Source organism: Xenorhabdus sp. BG5 (assembly GCF_015163665.1).
GTDB lineage: Bacteria > Pseudomonadota > Gammaproteobacteria > Enterobacterales > Enterobacteriaceae > Xenorhabdus.
In genome coordinates this window covers 18,431-43,326 of record NZ_JADEUG010000033.1, presented here as the reverse complement: position 1 = coordinate 43,326, position 24,896 = coordinate 18,431, and the positions used below count along the sequence as shown (strand labels likewise).

Below are 24,896 nucleotides of genomic sequence, written 5' to 3'. Positions count from 1 at the left end.
GTAGTCGGCGTGGCCTGGGCAGTCAACGTGTGCGTAGTGGCGAGTTGGGGTATCGTACTCTACGTGAGAAGTAGAGATGGTGATACCACGCGCTTTTTCTTCTGGTGCGTTGTCGATCTGGTCGAACGCACGCGCGCTACCGCCGTAAGTTTTTGCCAGAACGGTAGTGATTGCAGCAGTCAGGGTAGTTTTACCGTGGTCAACGTGGCCGATAGTACCAACGTTAACGTGCGGTTTGGAACGTTCAAACTTTTCTTTAGACACGACTCTATTCCTTAATACTGCTCCCCCGTCACAGAGATGGGGGAGCTAAAAAGATAGTAAACTCGAAAACTTATCTGGATTTACGAGCTTCGATAATAGCCTGAGCGACGTTGCTAGGCGCTTCGTTGTACTTCAAGAACTCCATGGAGTAAGAAGCACGACCTTGGGTCTGAGAACGCAGGTCAGTAGCATAACCAAACATTTCAGACAATGGTACTTGAGCACGAACAATTTTGCCCGTAGCTATATCATCCATACCATCGATCATACCACGGCGACGGTTCAGGTCACCGATGACGTCACCCATGTAGTCTTCTGGTGTTTCCACTTCGACTTTCATGATAGGTTCCAGCAGAACTGGTTTCGCTTTCATGAAGCCTTCTTTAAATGCCATGGATGCAGCAATTTTAAAGGCGATTTCTGAGGAGTCAACGTCATGGTAAGAACCATCGAACAGGGCAACTTTAACGTCAACGATTGGATAACCAGCCAGAACACCGCTCTTCAGCTGTTCCTGAACGCCTTTGTCGACGCCTGGGATGTATTCTTTAGGAACAACACCACCAACGATTTCGTTCGCGAATTCGTAACCAGCACCACCTGCTTCCAGAGGCTCGATACGTAGCCAAACATGACCGTACTGACCGCGACCACCGGACTGTTTAGCGTGTTTACCTTCCTGCTCAACAGAAGCACGAATAGTTTCACGGTAAGCAACCTGAGGTTTACCTACGTTCGCTTCAACGTTGAATTCACGACGCATACGGTCAACCAGAACGTCGAGGTGCAGCTCACCCATACCTGCGATGATAGTCTGACCAGTCTCTTCATCACTGCTCACGCGGAAAGATGGGTCTTCCTGAGCCAGACGACCTAAAGCGATACCCATTTTTTCTTGGTCAGCTTTAGTTTTTGGCTCGATAGCAACAGAGATAACTGGCTCTGGGAATTCCATGCGCTCCAGAATGATTGGGGCGTTCATGTCACAGAGAGTATCACCTGTGGTTACATCTTTCAGACCGATAGCAGCAGCGATGTCGCCTGCACGGACTTCTTTAATTTCTTCACGTTTGTTAGCGTGCATCTGAACGATACGGCCAAAACGTTCTTTTTTGTCTTTCACCGGGTTCAGTACAGTGTCACCAGAGTTAACCACACCAGAGTAAACACGGAAGAAAGTCAGGTTACCCACAAACGGGTCAGTCGCGATTTTAAACGCCAGTGCAGAGAACGGCTCTTCATCACTGGAGTGACGCTCAGCTGGGGTATCTTTACCATCTGGCAGCATACCTTTGATGGATTCAACATCCGTTGGTGCTGGCAGATATTCGACAACTGCATCCAGCATTGCCTGAACACCTTTGTTCTTAAATGCAGAACCACAGGTAACCAGGATAATTTCGTTAGCCAGAACACGCTTACGCAGGGCTGCCTTGATTTCTTCTTCAGTCAGCTCTTCACCGCCCAGGTATTTATCCATCAGCTCTTCTGATGCTTCTGCTGCGGATTCAATCAGGTTCTGATGCCATTCCTGAGCTTGCTCAAGCATGTCTGCTGGGATATCTTCGTATTCGAAGGTAATACCCTGATCTTCGTCGTTCCAGTTGATTGCTTTCATTTTCAGCAAATCAATAATACCGGTGAAGGTATCTTCTGCACCGATTGCCAATTGCAGAGGAACAGGGTTAGCAGCCAGACGAGTTTTGATCTGCTCAACAACGCGCAGGAAGTTCGCTCCCATACGGTCCATTTTGTTAACGAACGCGATACGTGGAACGCTATATTTATTCGCCTGACGCCATACAGTTTCAGACTGTGGCTGAACACCACCAACTGCACAGTAAACCATTACTGCACCGTCAAGAACACGCATGGAACGTTCTACTTCGATAGTGAAGTCAACGTGGCCTGGGGTGTCGATGATGTTGATACGGTGTGGCTCATACTGTTTAGCCATACCAGACCAGAATGCGGTAGTCGCAGCAGACGTGATGGTAATACCACGTTCTTGCTCCTGCTCCATCCAGTCCATAGTAGCAGCGCCATCATGAACTTCACCGATCTTATGGCTTACACCAGTGTAGAACAGAATACGTTCGGTGGTAGTGGTTTTACCCGCGTCAATGTGCGCACTGATACCGATATTACGGTAACGAGTTATAGGGGTTTTACGAGCCATTTTTTCCTCTCTCGTGGGCGTTCAATTTAGAGAACGGGTAGCCAGACAGCCACCCGGAACTTATTCTTCACTGCCGATGAAATACCCAATAAGGGATTACCAACGGTAGTGTGCGAACGCCTTGTTAGCTTCTGCCATACGGTGAACGTCTTCACGTTTCTTCACAGCAGCGCCTTTATTTTCAGCCGCATCAGATAATTCATTTGCCAGGCGCAGAGCCATGGACTTATCACCGCGTTTACGAGCAGCTTCAACGATCCAACGCATTGCCAGAGCATTACGACGAACCGGACGAACTTCAACTGGAACTTGATAAGTAGAACCACCAACACGGCGGGACTTAACTTCGACAGTCGGGCGCACGTTATCCAGTGCCAGCTCGAATGCTTCCAGATGATCTTTACCAGCACGCTGAGCCAGGGTCTCAAGCGCACCATATACAATTGCTTCTGCGACAGACTTCTTACCGTCTACCATCAGGATATTGACAAATTTGGCCAGCAGTTCAGATCCGAACTTTGGATCTGGCAGAATTTTACGTTGACCAATTACACGACGACGTGGCATGGAAATACTCCGTTTCGAATTTCAGGGTTGTCCAAAACTCTACGAGTTTATTTTGACATTAATGTGAAAAATGTTTGGCCTTACTTAACGGAGAACCATTAAGCCTTTGGCTTCTTCACACCGTACTTAGAACGACCTTGTTTACGGTCTTTAACACCGGCACAGTCCAGAGCGCCGCGAACGGTGTGGTAACGCACACCTGGCAAGTCTTTAACACGACCGCCACGGATCAGGATAACGGAGTGTTCTTGCAGGTTGTGGCCTTCACCACCGATGTAGGAAGAAACTTCGTAACCGTTAGTCAAACGCACACGGCATACTTTACGCAGTGCGGAGTTTGGTTTTTTAGGGGTGGTAGTATATACACGAGTACATACGCCACGTTTTTGCGGGCAAGCTTCCAGAGCAGGAACGTTGCTTTTCACAACTTTCGAGCTACGAGATTTGCGAACCAGCTGATTAATAGTTGCCATTATTAAAAAAGCTCCTGGTTTTTTGCTTCGTAAACACGGATTTTACCCTCTCTCTGTCATTATGACAAAACAAGAGGACGCGGAATTTTATTGCTGACTTGACGAGGTGTCAAGAAATATACAGTTTTTCTATATCGGCAAAATATTATCGGTAAAGTACTGCCAGTAAAGCGTTGGGCTGGTAAAGTTACTGAAAAGTGCAATTCAGATCTACCAATCACATCTACCAGGCAAAATTTTGCTGATGTTTTACCGTTAAGCTAACAAAGCCATTGTAATCAATCACCATTACACGGTCTGAAATCTGTTCAATCAGTCCGCGTGCTTCGAGATCTTCCTTCAAAACATAAATACCTGCCCCGGTACGGAGCAACTCAGCCAAATAACGGTTATCATTAATGCTCAATAACACACTATTCTGCATCAATAAAACATCATCTGTATCAGATACAAGGCCAAGCATTGCATTGAAGTCATCATGGTAAGGTGAGCGACTGACAGTATATAACATGTTACCCGCCTGAAATAGATTAAAATTTCAACACAACATCATAATCCGCCAACAATTCTCGGATTGCAGCGGCAGAAAGAAATTCAGCTTCCAGCACAAAATTGTTTGCTGGGCTGCTTCCCCGAATCACCAAATCATCCAGACAAACATAACATTTATCAATGTCATAAAGCGGCAAGATCTTAAAGGTTGAGATGTAGTCACGGGCCAGGATTTTATCCGGCTGCTGATTGGCCAATAATTGAAATACGCCATCAGAAATAAAAAATACACCGATCTGCTCAGTCAATGCCGACGTCGCAAGCAGTGCATCCAGCCCTTCCCTGCCGGCAGAAGAGCCGTGAGGAGCTTCAGTAAAAACAAAGGCAATTTTTTTCATGATACCCACGAGATTCCCAAACCTAACCAGCGCTAAAATTGTATGACACGATCACATAACATCATGGCTTCTGCTAATGATCCCAACCCACTAAGCTCAAACCCTTCGGCTAAATTAGCAGCAGGCAAATTCAATTCACGGGCTTGCTGTTCATCTACAACACCACGACGCAATGCCGCTGCAACGCAGATAAACAGATCGAATTGATGTTGGACTGCCAATGCCTGCCAAGCCCTGACCAAATCAAACTCATCATTGGCAGGAGCAACCCATTGATTACCGTTTTGGACACCTTCGCGATAAAAAAACACGCTATGCAATTTATGGCCTGAGGCGATCAATGCCTGAGCAAATTGGTAAGCGCTGCTGGCTTGTTGAGTACCGTAAGCTGGCCCAGTGACCAGCAAACAATAAGACAGTGGCGACATTACTTCTCCGAACCCGCACATTCACCATTTTTAAACTGGCGAATATAGAGGTATACCGTATGCTTGGAGATATTCAAACGATCAGCGACCTGATTGATGGCATCTTTAATATCAAAAATACCTTTCTCATACAGGTTCAGCACTACCTGTCTGTTTTTCGCATTATTAGAAACATTGCGATCAGCATTCACTTCTTCAATTGTGAATTCCAGAGTCTGTGCGACCAGATCATCTACGGAAGAGGCAAAGTTGACGTTTGAAGCAACTTCATGGGTTTTTTCCGGGATAAAGGTCTGAATAATTTCAGAGAAAGGCACATCAAGGTTCATATTGATGCACAAAAGCCCAATGACTCGACGCTCACGATTGCGGATAGCAATCGTGACAGATTTCATCAACGAGCCACTTTTAGCCCGTGTGAAATACGCCCTGGAAACGCTACTGTCTTCATCCGTAATATCATGCAGCATTCGCAACGCCAGATCGGTAATCGGAGAACCAATTTTACGCCCCGTATGCTCGCCGTTAGCTATTCTGACGGCTGAACATTTAAGATCTTCCAGTGAATGAAGAACTATTTCACAATGCCCACCAATCAACATAGCCAGGCCGTCAACAGCAGCTTCGTAAGATTTTAAAATTTCGTGATCAGTTTCACTAAATGGGTGGTTTTCCAGTAAATCAATATCACTGTTATCACTAGAGATATTATCACCAGTTAATAGCGGGGTAGACATGTAATACACCATCCTTCAAATTCTGACTTTGCCTCACCAAAAACATCAGGGCAAGATTTATTATAAAATCGCATTACTGCAACTCAGCATCTACTTCGGTAAATACTTATTGTTACAAGAAAGTTAAATAGTCTTATGTGATAAGCGCTAAAAACAAACAGTCAAAAATGTTTGTTCTATATTATTCTATTCGGACTATTCAGAGTAGTGACGTTAAAACCACATCGAACTGCCGTCAAGCTCTTGCTGAGTATAGCGCGGGGTTCTATCACAGCTTTATGCCGAATCCACCTGAAAGACGAAAAGCAATATCTCATTTAATACCGTGGGAAATAATAAGCAAATAAATTTATTATTCTTTATCCATGCTTATTACCAATCAAATAGAGGTAAATATCAGCAGCAAATCAAAAGGTGGAAGAAATATGTGATAAAACAGGAGCCTTAAGCCCCTGCTAATATCTTTTAATTACAGGAATTATTTTGCCTTGGCAGCAGGCTTAATATCCAGTAATTCAACATTGAAAACTAAAGTGGAGTTAGCTGGAATTTTAGGTAAATTTGCCTGATCATAAGCCAGCTTAGGAGGAATAACTAATGTGATTTTTCCACCTTTCTTCACATGCTGTATACCTTCTTTCCAGCCTGGAATAACGCTGTCCAAACGAATTGCCAGAGGCTCTTTACGGTCATAAGAGCTGTCAAAAACCTGACCATCAATCAAAGAACCTTTATAGTTAACAACGACAGTATCAGTCTCTTTAGGTGCGTTACCAGTACCTTCTTTTTCAATTTTGTAAAGAAGCCCTGTTTTGGTTTCTACTACGCCCGCTTGCTTAGCAAACTCTTTGCGATATTGGGCACCTTTTTCACCATTTTCACTGGCTTCTTTTTCTGCTTTAGCCAGTGCTGCATTTTTCACTTTAGATTCAAAGGCCATCAGGGTTTCCTGAATCTCTTTATCCGTCAGTTTGGCTTTATTATTTAATGCATCTTCAACACCAGCCAACAACTGTTCTTTTTCTATATTGATACCGAGCGCTTTCTGCTCTTGCAATGAGTTGGCCATGTAGCCTCCCAGAGAAGCACCCAGAGCATAAGAATTTTGCTGTTCTGTTGTTTTAAAAGCACTATTTAGTTTTACTTCGTCTTTGGTTTCGGTGTTAGCAGCCAAAACCTGAGGTACGTTAAACGCCACCGCTAGAGTTGTTGCCAGCAGAGTTGTTTTAAACAATGATTTCATCCTATTCTCCAATAAGTTTGGGTGGGGTTACCATCAGCATAGGTCATAACGTTTACTATAACCGCCTAAGGAAACCAATGACAATATTTGCTATACCTTGCCATAAAAACCGTTGAGGCAACATTCAAGCAAAGAGGTTTCGTAAAATCCTATTTCACTGGATATATGAGCATTATAGTGGCATCTTGACCGGATCATCGGTCCGTCATTTAAATTAATTGATTCAGAGGCAGGAGGAAAGATAATGGAGTTATCTGAATTTGAGCGAAGATTTGAGCAACTAGAAACCAAGCTGGCTTACCAAGAAGCCACCATTGAAGCATTAAATCAGGAAGTGATAAAGCAACAGCTCGAAACTGACAGATTGAAAGAACAACTAAAATTAATCGCTGAACGTCTGAAAACTCACCAGGCATCCATCATTGCACCGCTTTCTGAAGAAACACCGCCCCCCCATTACTGATATTCATCAGGGAAGCGCTCTGCCAAGGAAGGCTAGACGCAAAATAAAAAAGAGAAGCTTAAAACCCGCTTCCCTTTTTCTGCTTAAATTTTAATGGCAGCTACCGCCGCAGCACCCATGATCGCCGTGATCGTGATCGTGATCACCACAACCACCCTGACCGTGTACATGGCCATGAGCCAATTCTTCTTCGGTCGCTTCACGGATCGCTACAATTTCAACATTGAATTTCAGATTCTGACCAGCCAGCATGTGGTTCGCATCAACAACCACTTCATCACCTTCTATGGCAGTGATTTCTACTGGGATAGGCCCTTGATCCGTGTCAGCGAGGAAACGCATACCAACTTGAAGATCATCAACGCCAACAAACACATCTTTCGGTGCACGCTGAACCAGGTTGTCATCATACTGACCGTATGCATCTGCTGCTTCTACGCTAACATCAAAACGTTCACCTACTTCACGGCCTTCCAGTGCTTTCTCTAATCCGCTGATTAGAGAACCACGGCCATGCAGATAGTCTAACGGTGCACTCACCGAAGACTCATCAACTAAAACACCATCTTCTGTTCTTACTTGATAAGCCAAGCTGACCACCAAGTCTTTTGCTACTTTCATGACAACTCCTACATACCCGAGGGAAAAACCCATGAGGGAAAATTTTTACTGCTCAAAAAAATGCGGCCAATTGTAACGGAATTCTACGTTACTGTACCTAGGCAATGGCAAAATTTATCCACGATTCATTGTACATGTATTGAGTTACTGTGGTGTAAAGATGCCAATGACCTGTTCCTGCTTTCTGACATGAGACGTGACAGCTTCATCCGTCTGCCTCTGTATATGGCCACAATGGGCACACTCAACAACATCAACCTTATTTTCCTGCCACATTGCCAGCGTATCCTGTGATTGGCATTTTGGGCAAACCGCTCCTGCAATAAAGCGCTTACGACTAATTGACATAATTCCCCCTAAGACGTGTCAGAACATCTATTTTCCGCTACCATGCACACCAAGCACTTAAAATTGAATACATATACCCAATAGATTTCAAATTGCGGCACATCGATCACTATACGTATCAACGATCACTATGCATATCAATATACGATTGGTATGGGGAATGCAGTCAACAAAGCAGCAACTTGAAAGATGAAGGATATATAAATCTAACTATTAATTAACTTAACACATTATATATAGACGACATCTATGATTGTTTTCTCTTCACTGCAAATCCGTCGTGGCATTCGCGTCCTACTGGATAACGCCAACGCAACCATCAACCCTGGACAAAAAGTCGGATTAGTTGGCAAAAATGGCTGTGGTAAATCTACCCTGCTTGCATTACTAAAAGATGAACTTCAAGCTGAAAATGGCTCTGTCACCTTTCCCAACAACTGGGCGCTGGCTTGGGTTAATCAGGAAACCCCAGCCCTGGAAACATCAGCGCTGGAATATGTCATCGATGGTGACCGTGAATTCCGGCAACTGGAGCAAAAACTCAAAATAGCCAACGAACAAAATGACGGTCACGCCATCGCCCATCTTCATGGTTTGCTTGATACTATTCAGGCATGGACAATCCGCGCCCGATCCGCTAGTCTGCTGCATGGATTGGGTTTTTCCCAGGCTCAGCTAGAACAACCAGTACGTTCGTTCTCTGGTGGTTGGCGTATGCGTCTCAACCTGGCACAAGCACTGATCTGCCGTTCTGATTTGCTATTACTCGACGAACCGACCAACCACCTTGATCTGGATGCCGTTATCTGGCTGGAAAAATGGTTGAAGAGTTATACCGGCACCTTGATCCTAATTTCCCACGATCGTGATTTTCTCGATCCAATCATCGATAAAATTCTGCACATTGAGCAGCAGGATCTCTACGAATATACCGGTAACTACTCTTCCTTCGAACGGCAACGCGCGGCCAAACTTTCCCAGCAACAGGCGCTATACCAAAGCCAACAGGAAAAAGTGGCACATTTGCAGAGTTATATTGACCGCTTCCGCGCCAAAGCCTCTAAAGCAAAACAAGCGCAAAGCCGCATCAAAATGCTGGAACGCATGGAGCTTATCGCTCCCGCTCATGTCGATAACCCTTTCCATTTCAGTTTCCGCCAGCCGGACAACCTGCCAAATCCACTCTTAAACATGGATAAAGTCAGTGCTGGCTATGGTGAGAAAACAGTATTGAATTCGATCAAATTAAATCTGGTGCCAGGTTCACGGATTGGCCTGCTAGGTCGCAACGGTGCGGGAAAATCCACGTTGATCAAATTGCTGGCAGGAGAGCTTACACCTCAGCAAGGAGAAATTGCCTTATCGAAAGGTATTAAACTGGGTTACTTCGCACAGCACCAACTGGAATACCTACGGGCAGATGAATCTCCATTACAACATTTAGCCCGAATCGCTCCCCAAGAAACAGAGCAACAGCTTCGAGATTATCTGGGAGGATTTGGCTTCAAAGGCGATCAAGTGACCGATCCAAGCGGACGTTTTTCCGGTGGTGAAAAGGCGCGTTTGGTACTGGCTCTGATTGTCTGGCAACGCCCAAACCTTCTTCTGCTTGACGAACCGACCAACCACCTTGATCTGGATATGAGACAAGCATTGACTGAAGCACTTATTGATTTCGAAGGTGCACTGGTCGTCGTATCGCATGACAGGCACTTACTGCGTTCTACAACAGACGAACTTTATCTGGTACATGATGGCAAAGTAGAACTTTTTAAAGGCGATTTAGAAGATTATCAGCAATGGCTCACTGAACTGCAACGCCAGCAAATGCGGGATAGCCAGGAAAAAGAAAAATCAGAGACCGAATCTTCAGCGAATAGCACTCAAAATTACAGTGCCCAAGAGCGTAAAGATCAAAAACGGCGTGAAGCTGAATTCCGTAACCAAACGCAGTCATTGCGTAAACAGCTTGCAGCCCTTGAAAAACAGATGGAAAAACTGGGTACGGCATTGACAGAATTAGAAGAAAAGCTGTCAGACAACACACTTTACGACAATGATCGTAAAACTGAACTGACTGAATGCCTGCATCAGCAAACGCAAACAAAATCCAAACTGGAAGATACTGAAATGGAATGGCTGGACATTCAGGAACAGCTCGAACACATGACAGCAGAATTTAATGCGAGTCAAGGAATCAGTTAATTTTTCAGATATAAACCTGTAGGTATATAATCGGGTATTGTCATTCAATGCCCGATTATTCCCTGATGACAAAGCAAAAATACTCGCCGTAAAAAATAATAACTCATTACACCTCAAGCTTGATTATCATAAGAGACAAAACAAAAATATTCCGAGTAAAACAAACAATAATCACTGACTTATACATTAGCAACTAAGGCAGAAAAGTTTTCAGCATCTTCAATCAAAGTCTCATCTATGGATTTTGCCCATATCACACCAAGATCGATTTTTTTATCCGTTTCAACAATTTCTAAAAAATTCATATAATACTCAGGAATAGAGCTAATAATCTGTTTAGGCACACAAGTATAAGCATTATTTTTTGTGATCATTTTTACTATCAACATGATATCATTTGTTTTTAATAGCAAATGCATATTGTCACCAGTATAAACAGGAAAAACATTGAGACAATCCGTTAACTCAACCATCTCTTTTTTTTCTGGTGAATTTGTCGGAGTAACTCTGTTCCCAAACTTACTTAAGGCTATTCTGCACTTAGATACCAGATGACTTCCTTTCTTAAAGATATAGATCAATCTTTCCGTAAACACCTTTCTTGGCCCTAACTGAGCGCTAATAGATGATAGCGGCATCACAGCAACATGTAACATCCCTGCATTCAATAAATTTATCTGCTGCTCAACTGACAGTCCAGTCACCAATGACAGCACGACATTCCCTTTCTTTTCCACGATCTGTTTCTCTATTTGAGAATAATTGTGGATAGGAAAACAAGAGCCAATGTATAAGTGCCTGACCATATTCTCTTTTGAATCGAAATGAACCTGACTTTTGAAGTGTTCATAGTGAGATAAAAATTTCCGGGTATTTTCCAACGTCTTCTGCCCAAAATCTGTCAACCTTGTTCCATTTGGTCCCCTTGTAAATAGTGACGCACCAAGAATATCTTCCAACCCGTGGATTTTCTTCGTCAAGGCTGGCTGAGAAAGATAAAGCCTCTCAGAAGCCTTATGATAATTAAGAGTTTCAGCCAAAACGATAAAAGCTTCAAGATTGCGTATATCCATGTTCTTTAGCCCAATGATTGTTGAATAACTACAAAACATTACAGATTCATGGTGATAGCATTTTAACTTAGTGTTTTACCAAAGGTTTTATCAGGTCAAATGGTCAAAATGTTAACTAATAAAATGTTAGTTAATAAGGGTACAATTCGCAAAACATTTATTATAATTATGTTTTAATTTCACTGTAAAATTATTTCAATAGTAACCAATTATTCTGGTAGCATGGCCATTTTCTTTGTTACCCATATTGTTTATCACTTCATTTCATTTTTTAAACTACAGCATCATTAATATTTCTTAAGTTTAAAAAATCGAGATATAGCATACAAACAGATCCACAAATGATAACTTTTCTTTATTGAGAATTTGCTAAATAAAATACTAAATGGGTTCTCATAATACTGAGAGTATCAGATGTTGGCGTTCTTTACCCCGCGCGACGCGCGGGATAAGGAATACCCCTGCCATTTTGAAACGCTATTTAGAGATTATGAAAGTTAAAATATCATATTGTGAAAATATTGTGTGAATAGTTTAATTGGAAAACATAAAGAAAAGCATATATATCTGTCTTACTCGTATAATGTAACAAACAGCAGATAATTTACATCCATTATATTATCAATATCTCATCCACACTTTACTTTTATGGTCATTTTAATATTTACTCTTATTACGTGTTAATAAGAAGATGTAATATTAAAAAATAGCAATACAACAATGGCAAGCTTTATAGTATCTTGCTAATGATAATGTATACTTATTCTTAACAAGTTTAAGATCTTTTTTATATCGGAATATTCTGTATTGGCTTGTCATTTTATGGATAAAGCATGTTGATTTTTATCGGAAAAATAAAAAACACAAACAGAACCAAATTGATGACCAATATAATATATGACTTTATTTTCTTTCCAGTCGCATAGTCATCTAAGAAACCACCTTCAAACATAATATCGACAATTTTCCGATATAAAAGAGAAAGTAGGAAATAGTGTTTTTAATCTATTTTAGTGTATATTTTCTATTAAATGCTCAGTAAGATGCTCTGACGCACATAAATCACTTCTTAGTTTCGATAAAATATGGCAGAAAAATGATGAAAATCGACTTGAGCAATATGATAACAGAGAGTCGTAACCCCGCCAGTACCCATATTGATCAACTCTCAACTCTCGATATGCTGCGCGTCATCAACGATGAAGATAAAAAAGTGGCTATTGCCGTTGAAAAAACACTGCCTCAAATTGTCAGTGTAGTTGATAAAGTTGCCGAGGCATTTCGTCAGAGTGGGCGCTTAATCTATAGTGGAGCCGGCACATCTGGGCGCTTAGGTATCCTGGATGCCAGCGAATGTCCACCCACTTATGGAACAAAACCAGCGCAGATCATCGGCTTAATTGCCGGAGGGCATCAAGCCATTCTGCAAGCTGTCGAAAATGCGGAAGATAATCGACAATTAGGAACAGAAGATCTTAAGGCATTACACTTTAATCAAAGAGATGTTCTGGTAGGGATAGCTGCCAGTGGCCGAACACCCTATGTATTAGGTGCAATGGAATATGCCAAATCAGTTGGTGCTACTGTCGTCTGTATCAGCTGCAATCCAAACAGCCCAATGGTTCAATTGGCTGATATTGCTATCACGCCTGTCGTAGGGCCAGAAGTGATAACAGGCTCATCTCGCATGAAGGCAGGCACGGCACAAAAATTAATACTGAATATGATCACGACAGGTGCCATGATCCGTATTGGCAAGGTATACGGTAATTTGATGGTTGACGTAGAAGCCACCAATGCCAAATTAATCGAACGTCAGAAAAATATTGTCATGGCCGCCACGGAGTGCAGCAGAGAAATAGCAGAACAGGCTTTAAACGCCTGTGGTGGTCATTGCAAGACCGCAATCGTCATGATCTTATCGGGTATTAACGCCGAAGAGGCCAAAGCATTATTGGCAGAACATCAAGGGATTATCCGGCCAGCTATCTCAACAAACCGATAATCATTATCTCTTTAGAAGGGGTTATCAATGGCGAAAATTAGTCAGGAAATGTTGGCTGAAAGGGGATGGCCTGTCGGATTAAATAGCGTTTTCGGCCCTTCCGGGCTAATCGTTTCTTATGTCGCTGGCTTCGTGCTAACGCTATTCTTCGGATGCAAAAATATCGACTTAAGTTAACTCAGCCAAACCAGATTAAAGGCACACAAGCGGCTGTCAGGACACCCATTGCGATATTGAATGTGAACCACGCGCGACGGCTTCTCAGTAACTGACCAATCAGCGAGCCGAGAACCAGCCAGATTGCACTAGCGAGAATATTGACGATTAACATCACTATACTGATGGCAAAAATGGAATAGTTATACAGCTCTCCAGCCAGACTGTAACTACTGATTGCGCCCAATCCCATCAACCAGGTTTTGGGATTTAAGAACTGCAATAACCAGCCTTGATAAATTTTGATAGGCTCTCCTGCCGACGCTGTGGTGTCCAGCCGCTTATAATGCGAAGTGGCTGTTTTCCAGGCTAACCATAATAAATACAGGCATCCGAGTATCTTCAGGCCCGTATGTAAAGCAGGATAAATCAGCAGTAACGCAGCAACACCAAACGCAGACAGCAGCAAAATGGTTTGCATTCCCAAAATAATGCCCAGACAAAGCGGCATAGAACGGCGAATACCAAAATGGGCTCCCGATGATGTCAGTAACAAATTGTTTGGCCCCGGTGTGACAGCGGAAATAAACATAAATATACTAAGCGAGAATATCAGGCTTAAAGTCATGGGTAGATTCCCCTCCCACCCTGGTAGTTGACATTTCTTTTCAAGAAAAATAACAGTATGTTATTTCACATACAAGATAACTAATCATGAAATCAATTCATTATGAATCCCAGATTACAACCCCATTGGCAACGGCTAAGTTTACCCGATGATGAATTACCGTATTTTCAGGAGCAATTACAATGATTATCCCGTGGCAACAATTGGAAACCGATACACTCCACAACTTAATTGAAAGTTTTGTCCTGCGGGAAGGTACTGATTACGGCGAACAGGAAAAAACGCTCGAACAAAAAGTACAAGACGTCAAACGTCAACTTGAGCGAGGTGAAGTTCTGTTAGTATGGTCTGAACTACATGGAACCGTTAATATCTTGCCTAAAGAGATGTTCCGCCCGTAAAGCTCAGCTTGTTTTATTCATTCTAATTGACTGATTCACCAATTTTATTGATTAAGGAGTCTGTTCATGTCTGCCAAACACCCCGTTATCGCAATCACTGGTTCCAGTGGAGCAGGAACAACCACTACCAGTGTCGCTTTTCGCAAGATTTTCCAGCAATTTGACGTAACAGCTGCACTGATAGAAGGGGACAGTTTCCATCGTTATACTCGTCCTGAAATGGATGCCGAGATACGGAAAGCAAGAGAACAAGGCAGACATATCAGCTACTTTGGGCCAGAAGCTAACGATTTCGGTATGTTGGAAAAGACATTCCTTGAGTACGGGGAAACGGGCAATGGCCGCTGCCGAAAATATCTTCATACCTATGATGAAGCCGTCCCTTATAACCAATCACCGGGTACTTTCACACCGTGGGAACCCCTGCCATCAAATACGGACGTCCTATTTTATGAAGGACTACACGGTGGTGTTGTCACGCCACAACACAATGTCGCCAGCCATGTTGATCTGTTGATTGGCGTTGTGCCGATCGTCAACTTAGAATGGATACAAAAACTCATCCGTGATACGGGCGAGCGAGGACATTCCAGAGAAGCTGTTATGGATTCCGTTGTCCGCTCAATGGATGACTATATCCGCTACATCACCCCTCAGTTTTCACGCACCCACATCAATTTCCAACGTGTCCCTACCGTTGATACCTCCAATCCCTTCTCTGCCAAAGCCATTCCTTCGCTGGATGAAAGTTTTATCGTGATCCGCTTCCGTGGCCTCACGCAAATTGATTTTCCTTATTTACTCTCTATGCTTCAGGGTTCATTTATTTCGAGCATAAATACTATCGTTGTTCCTGGTGGAAAAATGAGGTTGGCAATGGAATTAATTATGGCACCGCTTGTTAAGCAATTACTGGAAGGCAAAAAAATTTCGTAATTTAATCCCTATTTAATTTTTAATAAGGCAGGTAACAAAAAATAATGTTACCTGTTTTATTTAAATAAATAGGCCATTTTTTGTGACATCATTTTTTCCCTTTTATAAATGTAAAATCAATAAAACCAACTCTTCTGCCTGATTTCTGGTAATCTGGCAGTCAGTTTAATAGGCTGAAGCGATACAGGAGAAGACAGAAACGCTTTCCTGTGTTACAAACAAGGTTACAAGCGTGGACTGGCAAGGTATATGGGTTAAGATCAATATGCCCAAATTTTGACATCTTTATAATCCATATAAAATTCCCGCTTGTCAGTTTTTCAGCAGGTTAATATGTTAAGCTATTGACTTTATAAAGCCAGCCTGAAGAGGAACGACAGTTTCTCATACCATAAAGGCAGAAATAACAACAGAGGATAAAGCGAATGGTTCTCGGCAAGCCACAAACAGACCCTACTCTTGAATGGTTTTTGTCACACTGCCATATTCACAAATATCCATCCAAGAGCACGCTTATTCATCAAGGCGAGAAAGCAGAAACGCTTTACTACATTGTTAAAGGTTCAGTTGCTGTTCTAATAAAAGATGAAGAAGGTAAGGAGATGATTCTCTCTTATTTAAATCAGGGAGATTTCATTGGTGAACTTGGATTGTTTGAAGAGGGACAAGAACGTACTGCATGGGTGCGAGCCAAAAGTGCCTGTGAAGTGGCTGAAATTTCCTATAAGAAGTTTCGCCAGTTAATTCAGGTCAATCCTGATATTCTGATGCGTTTATCTGCTCAGATGGCAAGTCGCCTACAAACCACTTCCGAAAAAGTAGGTAACTTAGCCTTTCTGGACGTTACAGGCCGTATCGCCCAGACATTGCTCAATTTGGCCAAACAGCCTGATGCAATGACTCACCCTGATGGTATGCAAATCAAAATCACACGTCAGGAAATTGGGCAGATTGTGGGTTGCTCCCGTGAAACGGTTGGCCGTATCCTGAAAATGCTGGAAGATCAAAACCTGATCTCTGCACATGGCAAAACCATCGTCGTTTACGGGACACGTTAATTCCCGATAAACCAGAAACTCAGCCAGTGCAATCCGTTGCTTCGCACTGGCTTTTTTACTTTTATTTGTTTAACCAGCGGGATATCGCCATTTCCAGCCGCATCATACCCTCTGTAATTTCGTCCTCAGGAATGATCAATGATGGTGTAAAGCGCAAGATGCTGTCTCCAGCGCTTAATAACATCAATCCCAGCTCCGCTGCCTGCTGCAATATTTCTTTGGCCTTACCCTGATATTCAGCTTTCAATACGGCCCCAATAAGCAAGCCTTTACCACGAAACTCATGGAAGATGCCATATTTTTGGTTCAACTTTTCCAGAGCATGAATGAGTATATCGTGCCGTTTTTCCACGCCCATCAGCACTTCTGGCGTATTGATGATATCCAGTACGACACAACCGATACGACAAGCCAATGGGTTTCCACCATAAGTCGTTCCATGCGCGCCCGTTTCCATTGCTGCCGCTATTGTATCTGTCGTTAACATTGCACTGATGGGAAAACCGCCCCCCAGCGCTTTTGCTGTCGTCAAGATATCCGGCTGTACGCCATAATGCTGGTAAGCATATAACTTACCCGTGCGTCCTATTCCACTCTGAACTTCATCAAAGACCAACAAAGCCTGATGTTTATCACACAACTCCCGCACCCCATGCAGAAACGCCATCGTCGCAGGAGTCACTCCTCCCTCACCTTGAATTGGCTCCAAAACAACAGCACAAGTGTGATCATCGATTTCCGCCCTGACAGCATCCAAATCGTTAAAAGGCACGTGAACAATATCAGCAGGTTTAGGTCCAAACCCTTCGGCATATTTCGGCTGCCCTCCTACCGAAACAGTGAAAAAGGTACGACCATGAAATGCCTGATGGAATGCAATAATTTTGGTTTTATTCGGATGATAACGAGTAATCGCATAACGACGTGCCAATTTAAATGCCGCTTCATTGGCTTCCGCTCCCGAATTAGCGAAAAAGATTTTCTGAGCAAAGGTCGCATCAATCAATTTTTGCGCTAAAGTTAAAGCTGGCTCATTGGTAAAAACATTGCTGACATGCCACAATTTTTCACCTTGCTGTTTCAGGGCGTTCACCAAAGCCGGATGACAGTGCCCCAAAGCCAGGACAGCGATTCCCCCGGCAAAATCAATATATTCTTTACCCTGTTGATCCCATACTCGACTTCCTTGCCCTCTGACAGGAATAAAATTCGCCGGTGCATAAATGGGCAACATCACTTGATCATAGTTATTTCGGTTTGCTGCTTTATTTTCTGCCATTTCCCTCACCTTATTTTTATATCCGCCATTTAGAAATGAAATAATAGTCATAAAATATGAATAAAAAATCAATTAAGGGCAAATAAAAAAACAACAGAATGAGGGAATATGGAGGTATCTGACTAATATTTGAGGAAATTATTCAACAATTCATGTCCCTGCTCACTGAGAATGCTTTCTGGATGAAATTGCACCCCTTCCAGTGGCAAAGTACGGTGACGTATTCCCATGATTTCATCTACGTCGCCATTGCGCTGACTCCAGGCCGTCACTTCAAATGAAGCCGGAAGTGTTTCTGCGGCAATGACCAGAGAGTGATAACGCGTGACCGTCAATGGACGATCTAATCCTTTGAATACCCCTTGCTGGCTATGGTGGATCAGACTGGTTTTTCCATGCATCACTTCACGAGCTTTAACAACGCTCGCACCAAAAGCCTGACCTATTGCCTGATGCCCCAGACACACTCCGAGGATGGGCAATTTCCCGGCAAAATGTGAAATCGCTTCCAACGAAATCCCTGCTTCATTTGGCGTGCAAGGACCCGGAGAAATGACTAAATGAGTAGGTGCCAAATCTTCGATATCTTCAAGCTGAATCTCATTATTACGCTTAACTAAAACCTCTGCCCCTAACTCACAAAAATATTGATATAAATTGAATGTAAAAGAATCGTAGTTATCTATTATTAGTAACATAGGAGTATATCCTACTGATTATTATAGTCTTATAAGTTGCCCTACCCCATTGGGGTATTATGCATTCTGTATAACAGTAAAATCAGGTAAAGCAGTATTAACAGCAATGGGGGGCTAATCATACCACAGAAGCACTTTTAAAATAGTGGTACGGTGATCGCATTACCATAATGCAACATGATGTAACAACGTAGAAATGGCGGAGAGAAGGGGAATGCAAACGGTACTCAAACAACCAATAATGATTATCCAAATACCGTATTATGTCGGTGTTCGGGCTGTTAAGGTTCAACCTTGGCAGACAAGATCACAATAGGTTTTACCGGTACATTTTGGTAAGGGCCAACATTTTCTGTTTTGACTTGAGAAATTTTATCAACCACATCCATGCCCTTGACGACTTTGCCAAAGACTGCATAACCGAAATCACGTTGCCCGTGGTCAAGGAAAGCATTATCGGTCACGTTAATAAAAAACTGGCTGGTTGCGCTGTCCTTATCGGCGGTACGTGCCATAGCAATAGTTCCCCGCAAATTCCGCAAGCCGTTATCTGCTTCATTTTTGATTGGCTCTTTGGTCGCTTTTTGCTTCATATCCTTTGTAAAGCCACCGCCCTGGATCATAAAGCCTGGGATAACACGATGAAAAATAGTGTTGTTATAAAATCCCTCATTGACATACTCAACGAAATTCTTGGTAGTCATTGGTGCCTTATTGCTATCTAACTCAAGTTCGATTTCTCCAGCCGATGTGACCAGCTTCACGTGAGTTTCAGCGGCTAATACTGGAACAGCTATCGCACTGATAGCACATGCAGTCATAAGCGACACAAAAATACGTTTAAACATTGATGATTCCTTTATTTTTGAGGTCAACAATAAAACTCATAACAACAAAACTCATTAAGTGTAATTCCCAATGGAGTGAAGTTCCAAAGATTTACCTACATTTACGAGTCATATGACTTTTATATTCGCATATTTAAACAGGGGTTATTTTGAGAATAACCCCCATATTGATACGCTTTCCATGTCAAAGCGCATAAGTATGATATTAACCAAATATTAGAATGGTAGAAATTCAAATTCCTATCCAACTTTAATTGTAGAACTATTGGCATCATCACCAGCGCGATAACAGGAAATATATTACTATCAAAGGTGAATTACATTCGCTATTGGCCAACTACCTGCACTGTTCATTGTCGGAAGAAATGTCGGTATAAATGTCGGTAAAATGTCGGCATAAAGTTACGCCTGTCCACAAGCGGTTGCTCTCGGTATAATCACCGCGCTATTTTTGTGTATTCCTCAGGGAGATAACCATTTTGACCATCAAAAACTACAACTATCATATGACCCACTTTATTACGAGTGCGCCTGACATTCGCCACCTTCCTCAAGATGTGGGCATTGAGGTCGCGTTTGCCGGTAGGTCAAATGCGGGTAAATCCAGCGCCCTGAATGCACTGACCCGCCAAAAGAGCCTTGCGCGCACCAGTAAAACACCCGGCCGTACTCAATTAATTAACCTGTTCGAAGTAGAAGAAGGAGTCCGTCTGGTCGACTTGCCAGGCTATGGTTACGCTGAAGTCCCAGAAGAGATGAAACGTAAATGGCAGAAGGCCTTAGGGGAGTATCTCCAAAAGCGCGAATGCCTGTTAGGGCTGGTGGTTTTGATGGATATCCGCCATCCGCTGAAAGATCTGGATAGGCAAATGATTGAATGGGCGGTCGTGACGCAAGTCCCCGTTATGGTATTGCTAACGAAAGCCGATAAACTGGCTTCCGGTGCCCGTAAAAGCCAACTGGCAAAAGTTCGTCAGGAATTGGCCTCTTTAGGTGGTGATATTCAGATTGAATACTTCTCCGCCTTGAAAAAAATCGGCATCGATAAACTAGAGCAAAAACTCAACCTTTGGTTCAATCAACCTGCCATTGAAGCAGAATAATTCCACCCCCTGCCCGCACTTCCATAAATCGGGTATAAAAAAACGCCCCAGTCAAAAGAGATGACTGGGGCAGCTAATATTCAGCTAAATCCGATTACGTGAAGTAAAAGGTCTGAAAGATAGAACATCTTACCTCTGTACCCTACGTCGATAACTTTAACCTATTCTTTTAATCAAAAAAAGACTTTTTTGTAATTAATTTTCACTAATTACCTCGATTCAGCTGTTAACATTTAAGCAAAACAGGTTATTATGGCGTCATTCATGTAGTTTAATTACATATTTATGAGATCTAGATCTAATCTAAAACCTAACTAAAATTCTTATCACACGCCTTTTCGCATCGTCATTGAGATAATTCCAGTTCATAAAACAAACAGTATTTTCATAAAAATCATTCAATAAAAAAAGAACCGCATTTCTGCGGCTCTTTTTCAGCTTTTAAGATAAAAAGGACATCAGTGTGCCTGATCCCAATTATCACCAATCCCAACATCGACTTTTAACGGCACATCAAGCTGCATACTTTGTTCCATCAGCTCCCTGATTTTCTGCCCAGCGATTTCTAGCTCTGATTCATGTACTTCAAATACCAATTCATCGTGAACCTGCATGATCATACGTACATTTGGCTGATCACTGACAATCCAGTTATCCACTGCAATCATTGCCAATTTGATGATATCCGCTGCCGTTCCCTGCATCGGTGCATTGATGGCTTCACGCTCTGACGCCTTGCGGCGCATGGCATTACGCGATTTGATATCCGGCAGGTACAACCGACGACCTTCCAATGTTTCGACAAATCCATGATCAGCCGCCTGCGCCCGTGTACGTTCCATATAAGCCAACACCCCTGGATAACGTTCAAAATAGAGATCCATATAACGCTGTGCTTCACCACGCGGAATACCTAACTGACGGGACAGACCAAACGCACTCATACCGTAAATCAGACCAAAATTAATTGCCTTAGCACTGCGACGCTGTTCACTGGTCACTTGTTCCAATGCTACGCCAAACACTTCCGCAGCCGTCGCACGGTGAATATCTTTGCCTTGGGCAAAGGCCTCCAACAGGCCTTTGTCCTGTGACAAATGCGCCATAATGCGCAATTCAATCTGTGAATAGTCCGCCGCCATAATGCGATAACCTTCTGGTGCAACAAATGCCTGACGGATGCGACGCCCTTCACCATTGCGAACAGGGATGTTTTGCAAATTTGGATCACGAGAAGAGAGACGCCCCGTTGCCGTTACCGCCTGATGATAAGAGGTATGAACGCGATTTGTCAGTGGGTGCACCATCTGAGGCAATTTATCAGTGTAAGTCGTTTTCAGTTTTGCCAGACCACGATGTTCCAAAATCACCCTTGCCAATTCATGATCCTCCGCCAACTCTTCCAGTACTTCTTCATTTGTTGATGGTGCGCCATTTGGTGTCTTTTTCAATACAGGCAAATTCATTTTTTCAAATAAGATAACTTGTAGCTGTTTTGGCGACGCCAGATTGAATTCTTCCCCTGCCAACTCATAAGCAGATTTTTCCAGTTCATCCAAACGCGCAGTGATTTCCCTTGAATGTTTTGCCAACGTTTGGGCATTGATCAACACCCCTGTTCTTTCCATACGGGACAGTACCGGCACCAGTGGTATTTCGATCTTCTGGAAAACTTTTTGCAGAGTTGGAACATTCTCTAACTGAGGATACATGGCCTGATGTAGTCTAAGAGTCACATCCGCATCTTCTGCTGCATATTTTGCGGCTTCCTCCAATGGGATTTGATTGAAGGTGAGTTGTTTTTTGCCCTTGCCCGCAATTTCTTCAAATGTGGTGGTTTTATAGCCTAAATGACGATCAGCAAGGCTATCCATGTCATGCCGTCCTGCTACGCTGTTCAAAACATACGATTCCAGCATGGTATCGAAAACAATGCCATTTAAAGCAATGTCATAACGCGCCAAAACACCACGATCAAATTTCAGGTTTTGACCAATTTTAGGCAGATTGGCATCTTCCAACAGCGGTTTTAATACGGCGAGAACTTCGTGCAGCGCCAATTGCTGTGGCGCATCCAGATAATCGTGTCCCAATGGCAGATAAGCGGCTTCAACTTCTGATTCACCGACTGCAATGGCAAAGGACACCCCCACCAGATTAGCTGTTAGGGTATCAAGACTGTCGGTTTCAGTATCAAAAGAGAATGCCGGAACTTGTTTCAGCTTTTCAATCCACTCATCAAGGGCCTGGCGCTCAAGGATGGTTTGATAGTTTTCCGGTGAAATTTTAACAGCGGCTGGTACAGCCGCCACTGATTCTGACTTAGTGCTGGCTGCAACAGGTTTCTGCCCATTACCTTCCAGCCAACTGCCATTCTGGACGTCACTGATCCAACGTTTGAATTCATAATGATTGAACAGAGACAATAACTCAGCCGTATCCGGTGGCATAACAGAAAGCGCTAAACAGGTCCTATCCAACTCAACGTCAGTTTTGATTGTCGCCAATTGGTAGGAAAGATAAGCCACCTCTTTATACTGTTCCATTTTACCACCCAGTGTCTTGGCGCCACGGAAACCAAGTGTGGCAATGTCATCAAGCCGGGCATAGATCTCATCCAATCCGCCAATTCCCTGCAATAGCCCCAGAGCAGTTTTCTCACCCACTCCCGGCACCCCCGGAATATTATCGGAAGAATCCCCCATTAGGGCGAGAAAATCGATCATCCGTTCAGGAGGGATACCATATTTTCCCTCAACCTCTTCCGGTCCCAAAATAGTGTTGGTCATGGTGTTAATCAGCGTGATATTTGGCGTCACCAATTGCGCCATATCTTTATCACCCGTGCTAATCAGCACCGAACGGCCCTCTTTTTCAGCCTGCAAGGCCAATGTACCGATAACATCGTCAGCTTCAACCCCTGGCACAACCAGAATTGGCAGCCCCATTGCATTAACCATTTTGTGCAACGGTTCAATCTGCAAACGCAAATCATCCGGCATTGGTGGTCGATGGGATTTATATTCAGCAAATAGCTCATCACGAAACGTTTTGCCTTTGGCATCAAACACAACCGCCACATGGCTGGGTTTGTACTGAATAATCAAACTTCGCAACATGTTCATCACACCATACATGGCGCCCGTCGGTTCTCCCGAACTGTTTGTCAGTGGTGGAAACGCATGGTATGCACGATAAAGGTATGAAGAACCATCAACCAAAATCAGGGGATTGTCTGCTATCTGTGCCATAAAATTTTCTTCGTCGTTCTGTGGGATGAATAAAGAATAGAATGCCATACTGTGTCGTTATAAACGAATTTTGCGGGAATTTTCTCGTACTAACTTGCATTTTATGACAAATATTCTGATGAATATTCTGTGGATAACTTTGTGCACAAAAAATGGCATATAAAACAGATTTATACTTATTACCATAAAGAGTGGATAACAGGAGATAAAAAATCAATGAATTACGCGGAATATTAAATAAATATTACAACCGCTTTAAAATCACTGACTTGTGGATATTACCGGAGTTTATGTTATGAAAGGTGTTGTTTGGTAAGTATTGTGCCAACTCTCTCATGATCGGCACAATACCTGTATTATTTTATATTAAGACTAGCGTTTTTGTTTCGTTACGCCACCCTCTTGCAACTTATTTTTTGTTCACCAGATAGTTCACTACCTCAGAGAATTTCTGAGAGTAATCTAAAGCTGAACGAGTCTCAATTCCACCGTTGTTAATCAAATATTTGCCATTAACAAAGATCGACGGAACACCGCGCAAGTTGAAATCCTGGGCTGACTGACGCTCTTTAGCAGCGACTGATTGCACGATAAAACTGTTCAGGGCTGCATCATACTCTTTACCAGATATACCCGCTTTGATGAAGGCATTGCGGATATCTTCCTTACTATTGATGGTTTGGCTTTTCTGAATGCCATCAAACAAAATAGGGGTGACTTTATCTTCAATCTTCATGACAATGGCGACTGCCCAGGCATCAGTCAATGCTTTCCCCAAAGGTCCCAGAAAATCCACATGATAACGTTCATGAGTCACACCTGCGGGCAGGTTTTTCTCAACAGTAGCAGGAACATGATAAATATTTTCAAACTGATAGCAGTGAGGACAATAAAAAGAGAAAAACTCCACCACCTGAGGTTGATTTTCAACTGGATCTTTTAACTCGGTATACTGTTTTCCTTCAGAAAAACCGGAAGCAGATGCATTAAATGCCATAAACGCTCCCACCAGTGCTAGCCAAAATTTCTTCATAATGGTCTC

25 protein-coding genes and 1 pseudogene are annotated in these 24,896 nt (G+C 43.0%); 8 read left to right on the top strand and 18 right to left on the bottom strand.

The window, feature by feature from the left end:
- The 9 genes from IQ209_RS15005 to fkpA form a co-directional block, all read right to left on the bottom strand.
- On the bottom strand, positions 1–264 hold a 264-nt coding region (locus IQ209_RS15005; RefSeq protein ID WP_228005970.1), incomplete at its 3' end, for a GTP-binding protein.
- A 70-nt stretch (positions 265–334) separates the two neighbouring features.
- Positions 335–2,443, bottom strand: a complete 2,109-nt coding sequence (gene fusA, locus IQ209_RS15000; protein WP_193852046.1) for an elongation factor G — start codon at positions 2,441–2,443, stop codon at positions 335–337.
- A 96-nt stretch (positions 2,444–2,539) separates the two neighbouring features.
- Positions 2,540–3,010: a 30S ribosomal protein S7 gene (rpsG, locus tag IQ209_RS14995; RefSeq protein WP_074020838.1), complete on the bottom strand. Its 471-nt coding sequence runs from the start codon at positions 3,008–3,010 to the stop codon at positions 2,540–2,542.
- Positions 3,011–3,108: 98 nt separating this feature from the next.
- The gene (gene rpsL, locus IQ209_RS14990) at positions 3,109–3,483 is read right to left on the bottom strand and encodes a 30S ribosomal protein S12 (protein WP_010848548.1); all 375 of its coding nucleotides are present in this window, start codon (positions 3,481–3,483) and stop codon (positions 3,109–3,111) included.
- Positions 3,484–3,706: 223 nt separating this feature from the next.
- Positions 3,707–3,994 (bottom strand): sulfurtransferase complex subunit TusB, encoded by a 288-nt coding sequence (gene tusB / locus IQ209_RS14985; RefSeq protein ID WP_193852045.1) that lies wholly within the window; start codon positions 3,992–3,994, stop codon positions 3,707–3,709.
- Positions 3,995–4,013: 19 nt separating this feature from the next.
- Entirely contained in the window at positions 4,014–4,373 is a 360-nt protein-coding gene (tusC, locus tag IQ209_RS14980) for a sulfurtransferase complex subunit TusC (protein WP_193852044.1), read from the bottom strand.
- Between the two features lie 32 nt (positions 4,374–4,405).
- The gene (gene tusD, locus IQ209_RS14975) at positions 4,406–4,801 is read right to left on the bottom strand and encodes a sulfurtransferase complex subunit TusD (RefSeq protein WP_193852043.1); all 396 of its coding nucleotides are present in this window, start codon (positions 4,799–4,801) and stop codon (positions 4,406–4,408) included.
- Entirely contained in the window at positions 4,801–5,538 is a 738-nt protein-coding gene (locus IQ209_RS14970; protein WP_193852042.1) for a transcriptional regulator, read from the bottom strand. Before IQ209_RS14970 ends, tusD begins: the two co-directional genes overlap by 1 nt.
- A gap of 478 nt (positions 5,539–6,016) precedes the next feature.
- Positions 6,017–6,781: an FKBP-type peptidyl-prolyl cis-trans isomerase gene (gene fkpA, locus IQ209_RS14965; protein WP_193852041.1), complete on the bottom strand. Its 765-nt coding sequence runs from the start codon at positions 6,779–6,781 to the stop codon at positions 6,017–6,019.
- 244 nt (positions 6,782–7,025) lie between these two features.
- Here fkpA and IQ209_RS14960 point away from each other — a divergent pair, with 244 nt between their 5' ends.
- Positions 7,026–7,244, top strand: a complete 219-nt coding sequence (locus IQ209_RS14960; protein ID WP_193852040.1) for a SlyX family protein — start codon at positions 7,026–7,028, stop codon at positions 7,242–7,244.
- A 90-nt stretch (positions 7,245–7,334) separates the two neighbouring features.
- Here IQ209_RS14960 and slyD read toward each other — a convergent pair whose 3' ends face one another.
- Together slyD and IQ209_RS14950 are read right to left on the bottom strand one after the other, a co-directional pair.
- Positions 7,335–7,865: a peptidylprolyl isomerase gene (gene slyD, locus IQ209_RS14955; protein WP_193852039.1), complete on the bottom strand. Its 531-nt coding sequence runs from the start codon at positions 7,863–7,865 to the stop codon at positions 7,335–7,337.
- A gap of 144 nt (positions 7,866–8,009) precedes the next feature.
- The gene (locus IQ209_RS14950; protein WP_193852038.1) at positions 8,010–8,213 is read right to left on the bottom strand and encodes a YheV family putative zinc ribbon protein; all 204 of its coding nucleotides are present in this window, start codon (positions 8,211–8,213) and stop codon (positions 8,010–8,012) included.
- Positions 8,214–8,462: 249 nt separating this feature from the next.
- Here IQ209_RS14950 and IQ209_RS14945 point away from each other — a divergent pair, with 249 nt between their 5' ends.
- Positions 8,463–10,418: an ABC transporter ATP-binding protein gene (locus tag IQ209_RS14945; protein ID WP_193852037.1), complete on the top strand. Its 1,956-nt coding sequence runs from the start codon at positions 8,463–8,465 to the stop codon at positions 10,416–10,418.
- A 179-nt stretch (positions 10,419–10,597) separates the two neighbouring features.
- On the opposite strand, the gene IQ209_RS18395 is transcribed toward IQ209_RS14945, so the two are convergent.
- Positions 10,598–11,491 (bottom strand): LysR family transcriptional regulator, encoded by an 894-nt coding sequence (locus IQ209_RS18395; protein WP_228005904.1) that lies wholly within the window; start codon positions 11,489–11,491, stop codon positions 10,598–10,600.
- A gap of 1,099 nt (positions 11,492–12,590) precedes the next feature.
- On the opposite strand from IQ209_RS18395, the gene murQ reads away from it, so the two are divergent.
- A complete protein-coding gene (gene murQ / locus IQ209_RS14930; RefSeq protein WP_193852048.1) occupies positions 12,591–13,496 on the top strand; it encodes an N-acetylmuramic acid 6-phosphate etherase in 906 nt (301 codons plus the stop codon).
- Between the two features lie 48 nt (positions 13,497–13,544).
- A pseudogene (locus IQ209_RS14925) lies at positions 13,545–13,673 on the top strand (hypothetical protein); the annotation flags it as partial.
- A gap of 1 nt (position 13,674) precedes the next feature.
- Here the strand turns inward: IQ209_RS14925 and IQ209_RS14920 are convergent.
- Positions 13,675–14,280, bottom strand: coding sequence for a LysE family translocator (locus IQ209_RS14920; protein WP_193852036.1), 606 nt, complete (start codon positions 14,278–14,280; stop codon positions 13,675–13,677).
- 182 nt (positions 14,281–14,462) lie between these two features.
- Between IQ209_RS14920 and IQ209_RS14915 the strand changes: the two genes are divergently transcribed.
- The 3 genes from IQ209_RS14915 (at position 14,463) to crp (ending at position 16,675) form a co-directional block, all read left to right on the top strand.
- On the top strand, positions 14,463–14,681 hold the full coding sequence (locus tag IQ209_RS14915; protein ID WP_193852035.1) for a YheU family protein: 219 nt from the start codon (positions 14,463–14,465) through the stop codon (positions 14,679–14,681).
- 66 nt (positions 14,682–14,747) lie between these two features.
- Entirely contained in the window at positions 14,748–15,617 is an 870-nt protein-coding gene (locus IQ209_RS14910; RefSeq protein WP_193852034.1) for a phosphoribulokinase, read from the top strand.
- Between the two features lie 425 nt (positions 15,618–16,042).
- A complete protein-coding gene (gene crp, locus IQ209_RS14905; protein ID WP_004240730.1) occupies positions 16,043–16,675 on the top strand; it encodes a cAMP-activated global transcriptional regulator CRP in 633 nt (210 codons plus the stop codon).
- A 61-nt stretch (positions 16,676–16,736) separates the two neighbouring features.
- Here crp and IQ209_RS14900 read toward each other — a convergent pair whose 3' ends face one another.
- The 3 genes from IQ209_RS14900 to ppiA all read right to left on the bottom strand — a co-directional run bounded on the left by IQ209_RS14900 (position 16,737) and on the right by ppiA (position 19,500).
- Entirely contained in the window at positions 16,737–17,954 is a 1,218-nt protein-coding gene (locus IQ209_RS14900; protein ID WP_193852033.1) for an aspartate aminotransferase family protein, read from the bottom strand.
- 122 nt (positions 17,955–18,076) lie between these two features.
- Positions 18,077–18,652 (bottom strand): aminodeoxychorismate synthase component II, encoded by a 576-nt coding sequence (locus IQ209_RS14895; RefSeq protein ID WP_193852032.1) that lies wholly within the window; start codon positions 18,650–18,652, stop codon positions 18,077–18,079.
- Between the two features lie 281 nt (positions 18,653–18,933).
- Entirely contained in the window at positions 18,934–19,500 is a 567-nt protein-coding gene (gene ppiA, locus IQ209_RS14890) for a peptidylprolyl isomerase A (RefSeq protein WP_193852031.1), read from the bottom strand.
- 479 nt (positions 19,501–19,979) lie between these two features.
- On the opposite strand from ppiA, the gene yihA reads away from it, so the two are divergent.
- Positions 19,980–20,603 carry a ribosome biogenesis GTP-binding protein YihA/YsxC gene (yihA, locus tag IQ209_RS14885; protein ID WP_193852030.1) on the top strand — a complete coding sequence of 208 codons (624 nt, stop codon included), beginning with the start codon at positions 19,980–19,982 and terminating at the stop codon, positions 20,601–20,603.
- 458 nt (positions 20,604–21,061) lie between these two features.
- Here the strand turns inward: yihA and polA are convergent, their stop codons facing one another.
- On the bottom strand, positions 21,062–23,854 hold the full coding sequence (gene polA, locus IQ209_RS14880) for a DNA polymerase I (protein WP_193852029.1): 2,793 nt from the start codon (positions 23,852–23,854) through the stop codon (positions 21,062–21,064).
- 409 nt (positions 23,855–24,263) lie between these two features.
- Positions 24,264–24,887 (bottom strand): thiol:disulfide interchange protein DsbA, encoded by a 624-nt coding sequence (dsbA, locus tag IQ209_RS14875; protein WP_193852028.1) that lies wholly within the window; start codon positions 24,885–24,887, stop codon positions 24,264–24,266.
- Positions 24,888–24,896: the final 9 nt, after the last annotated feature.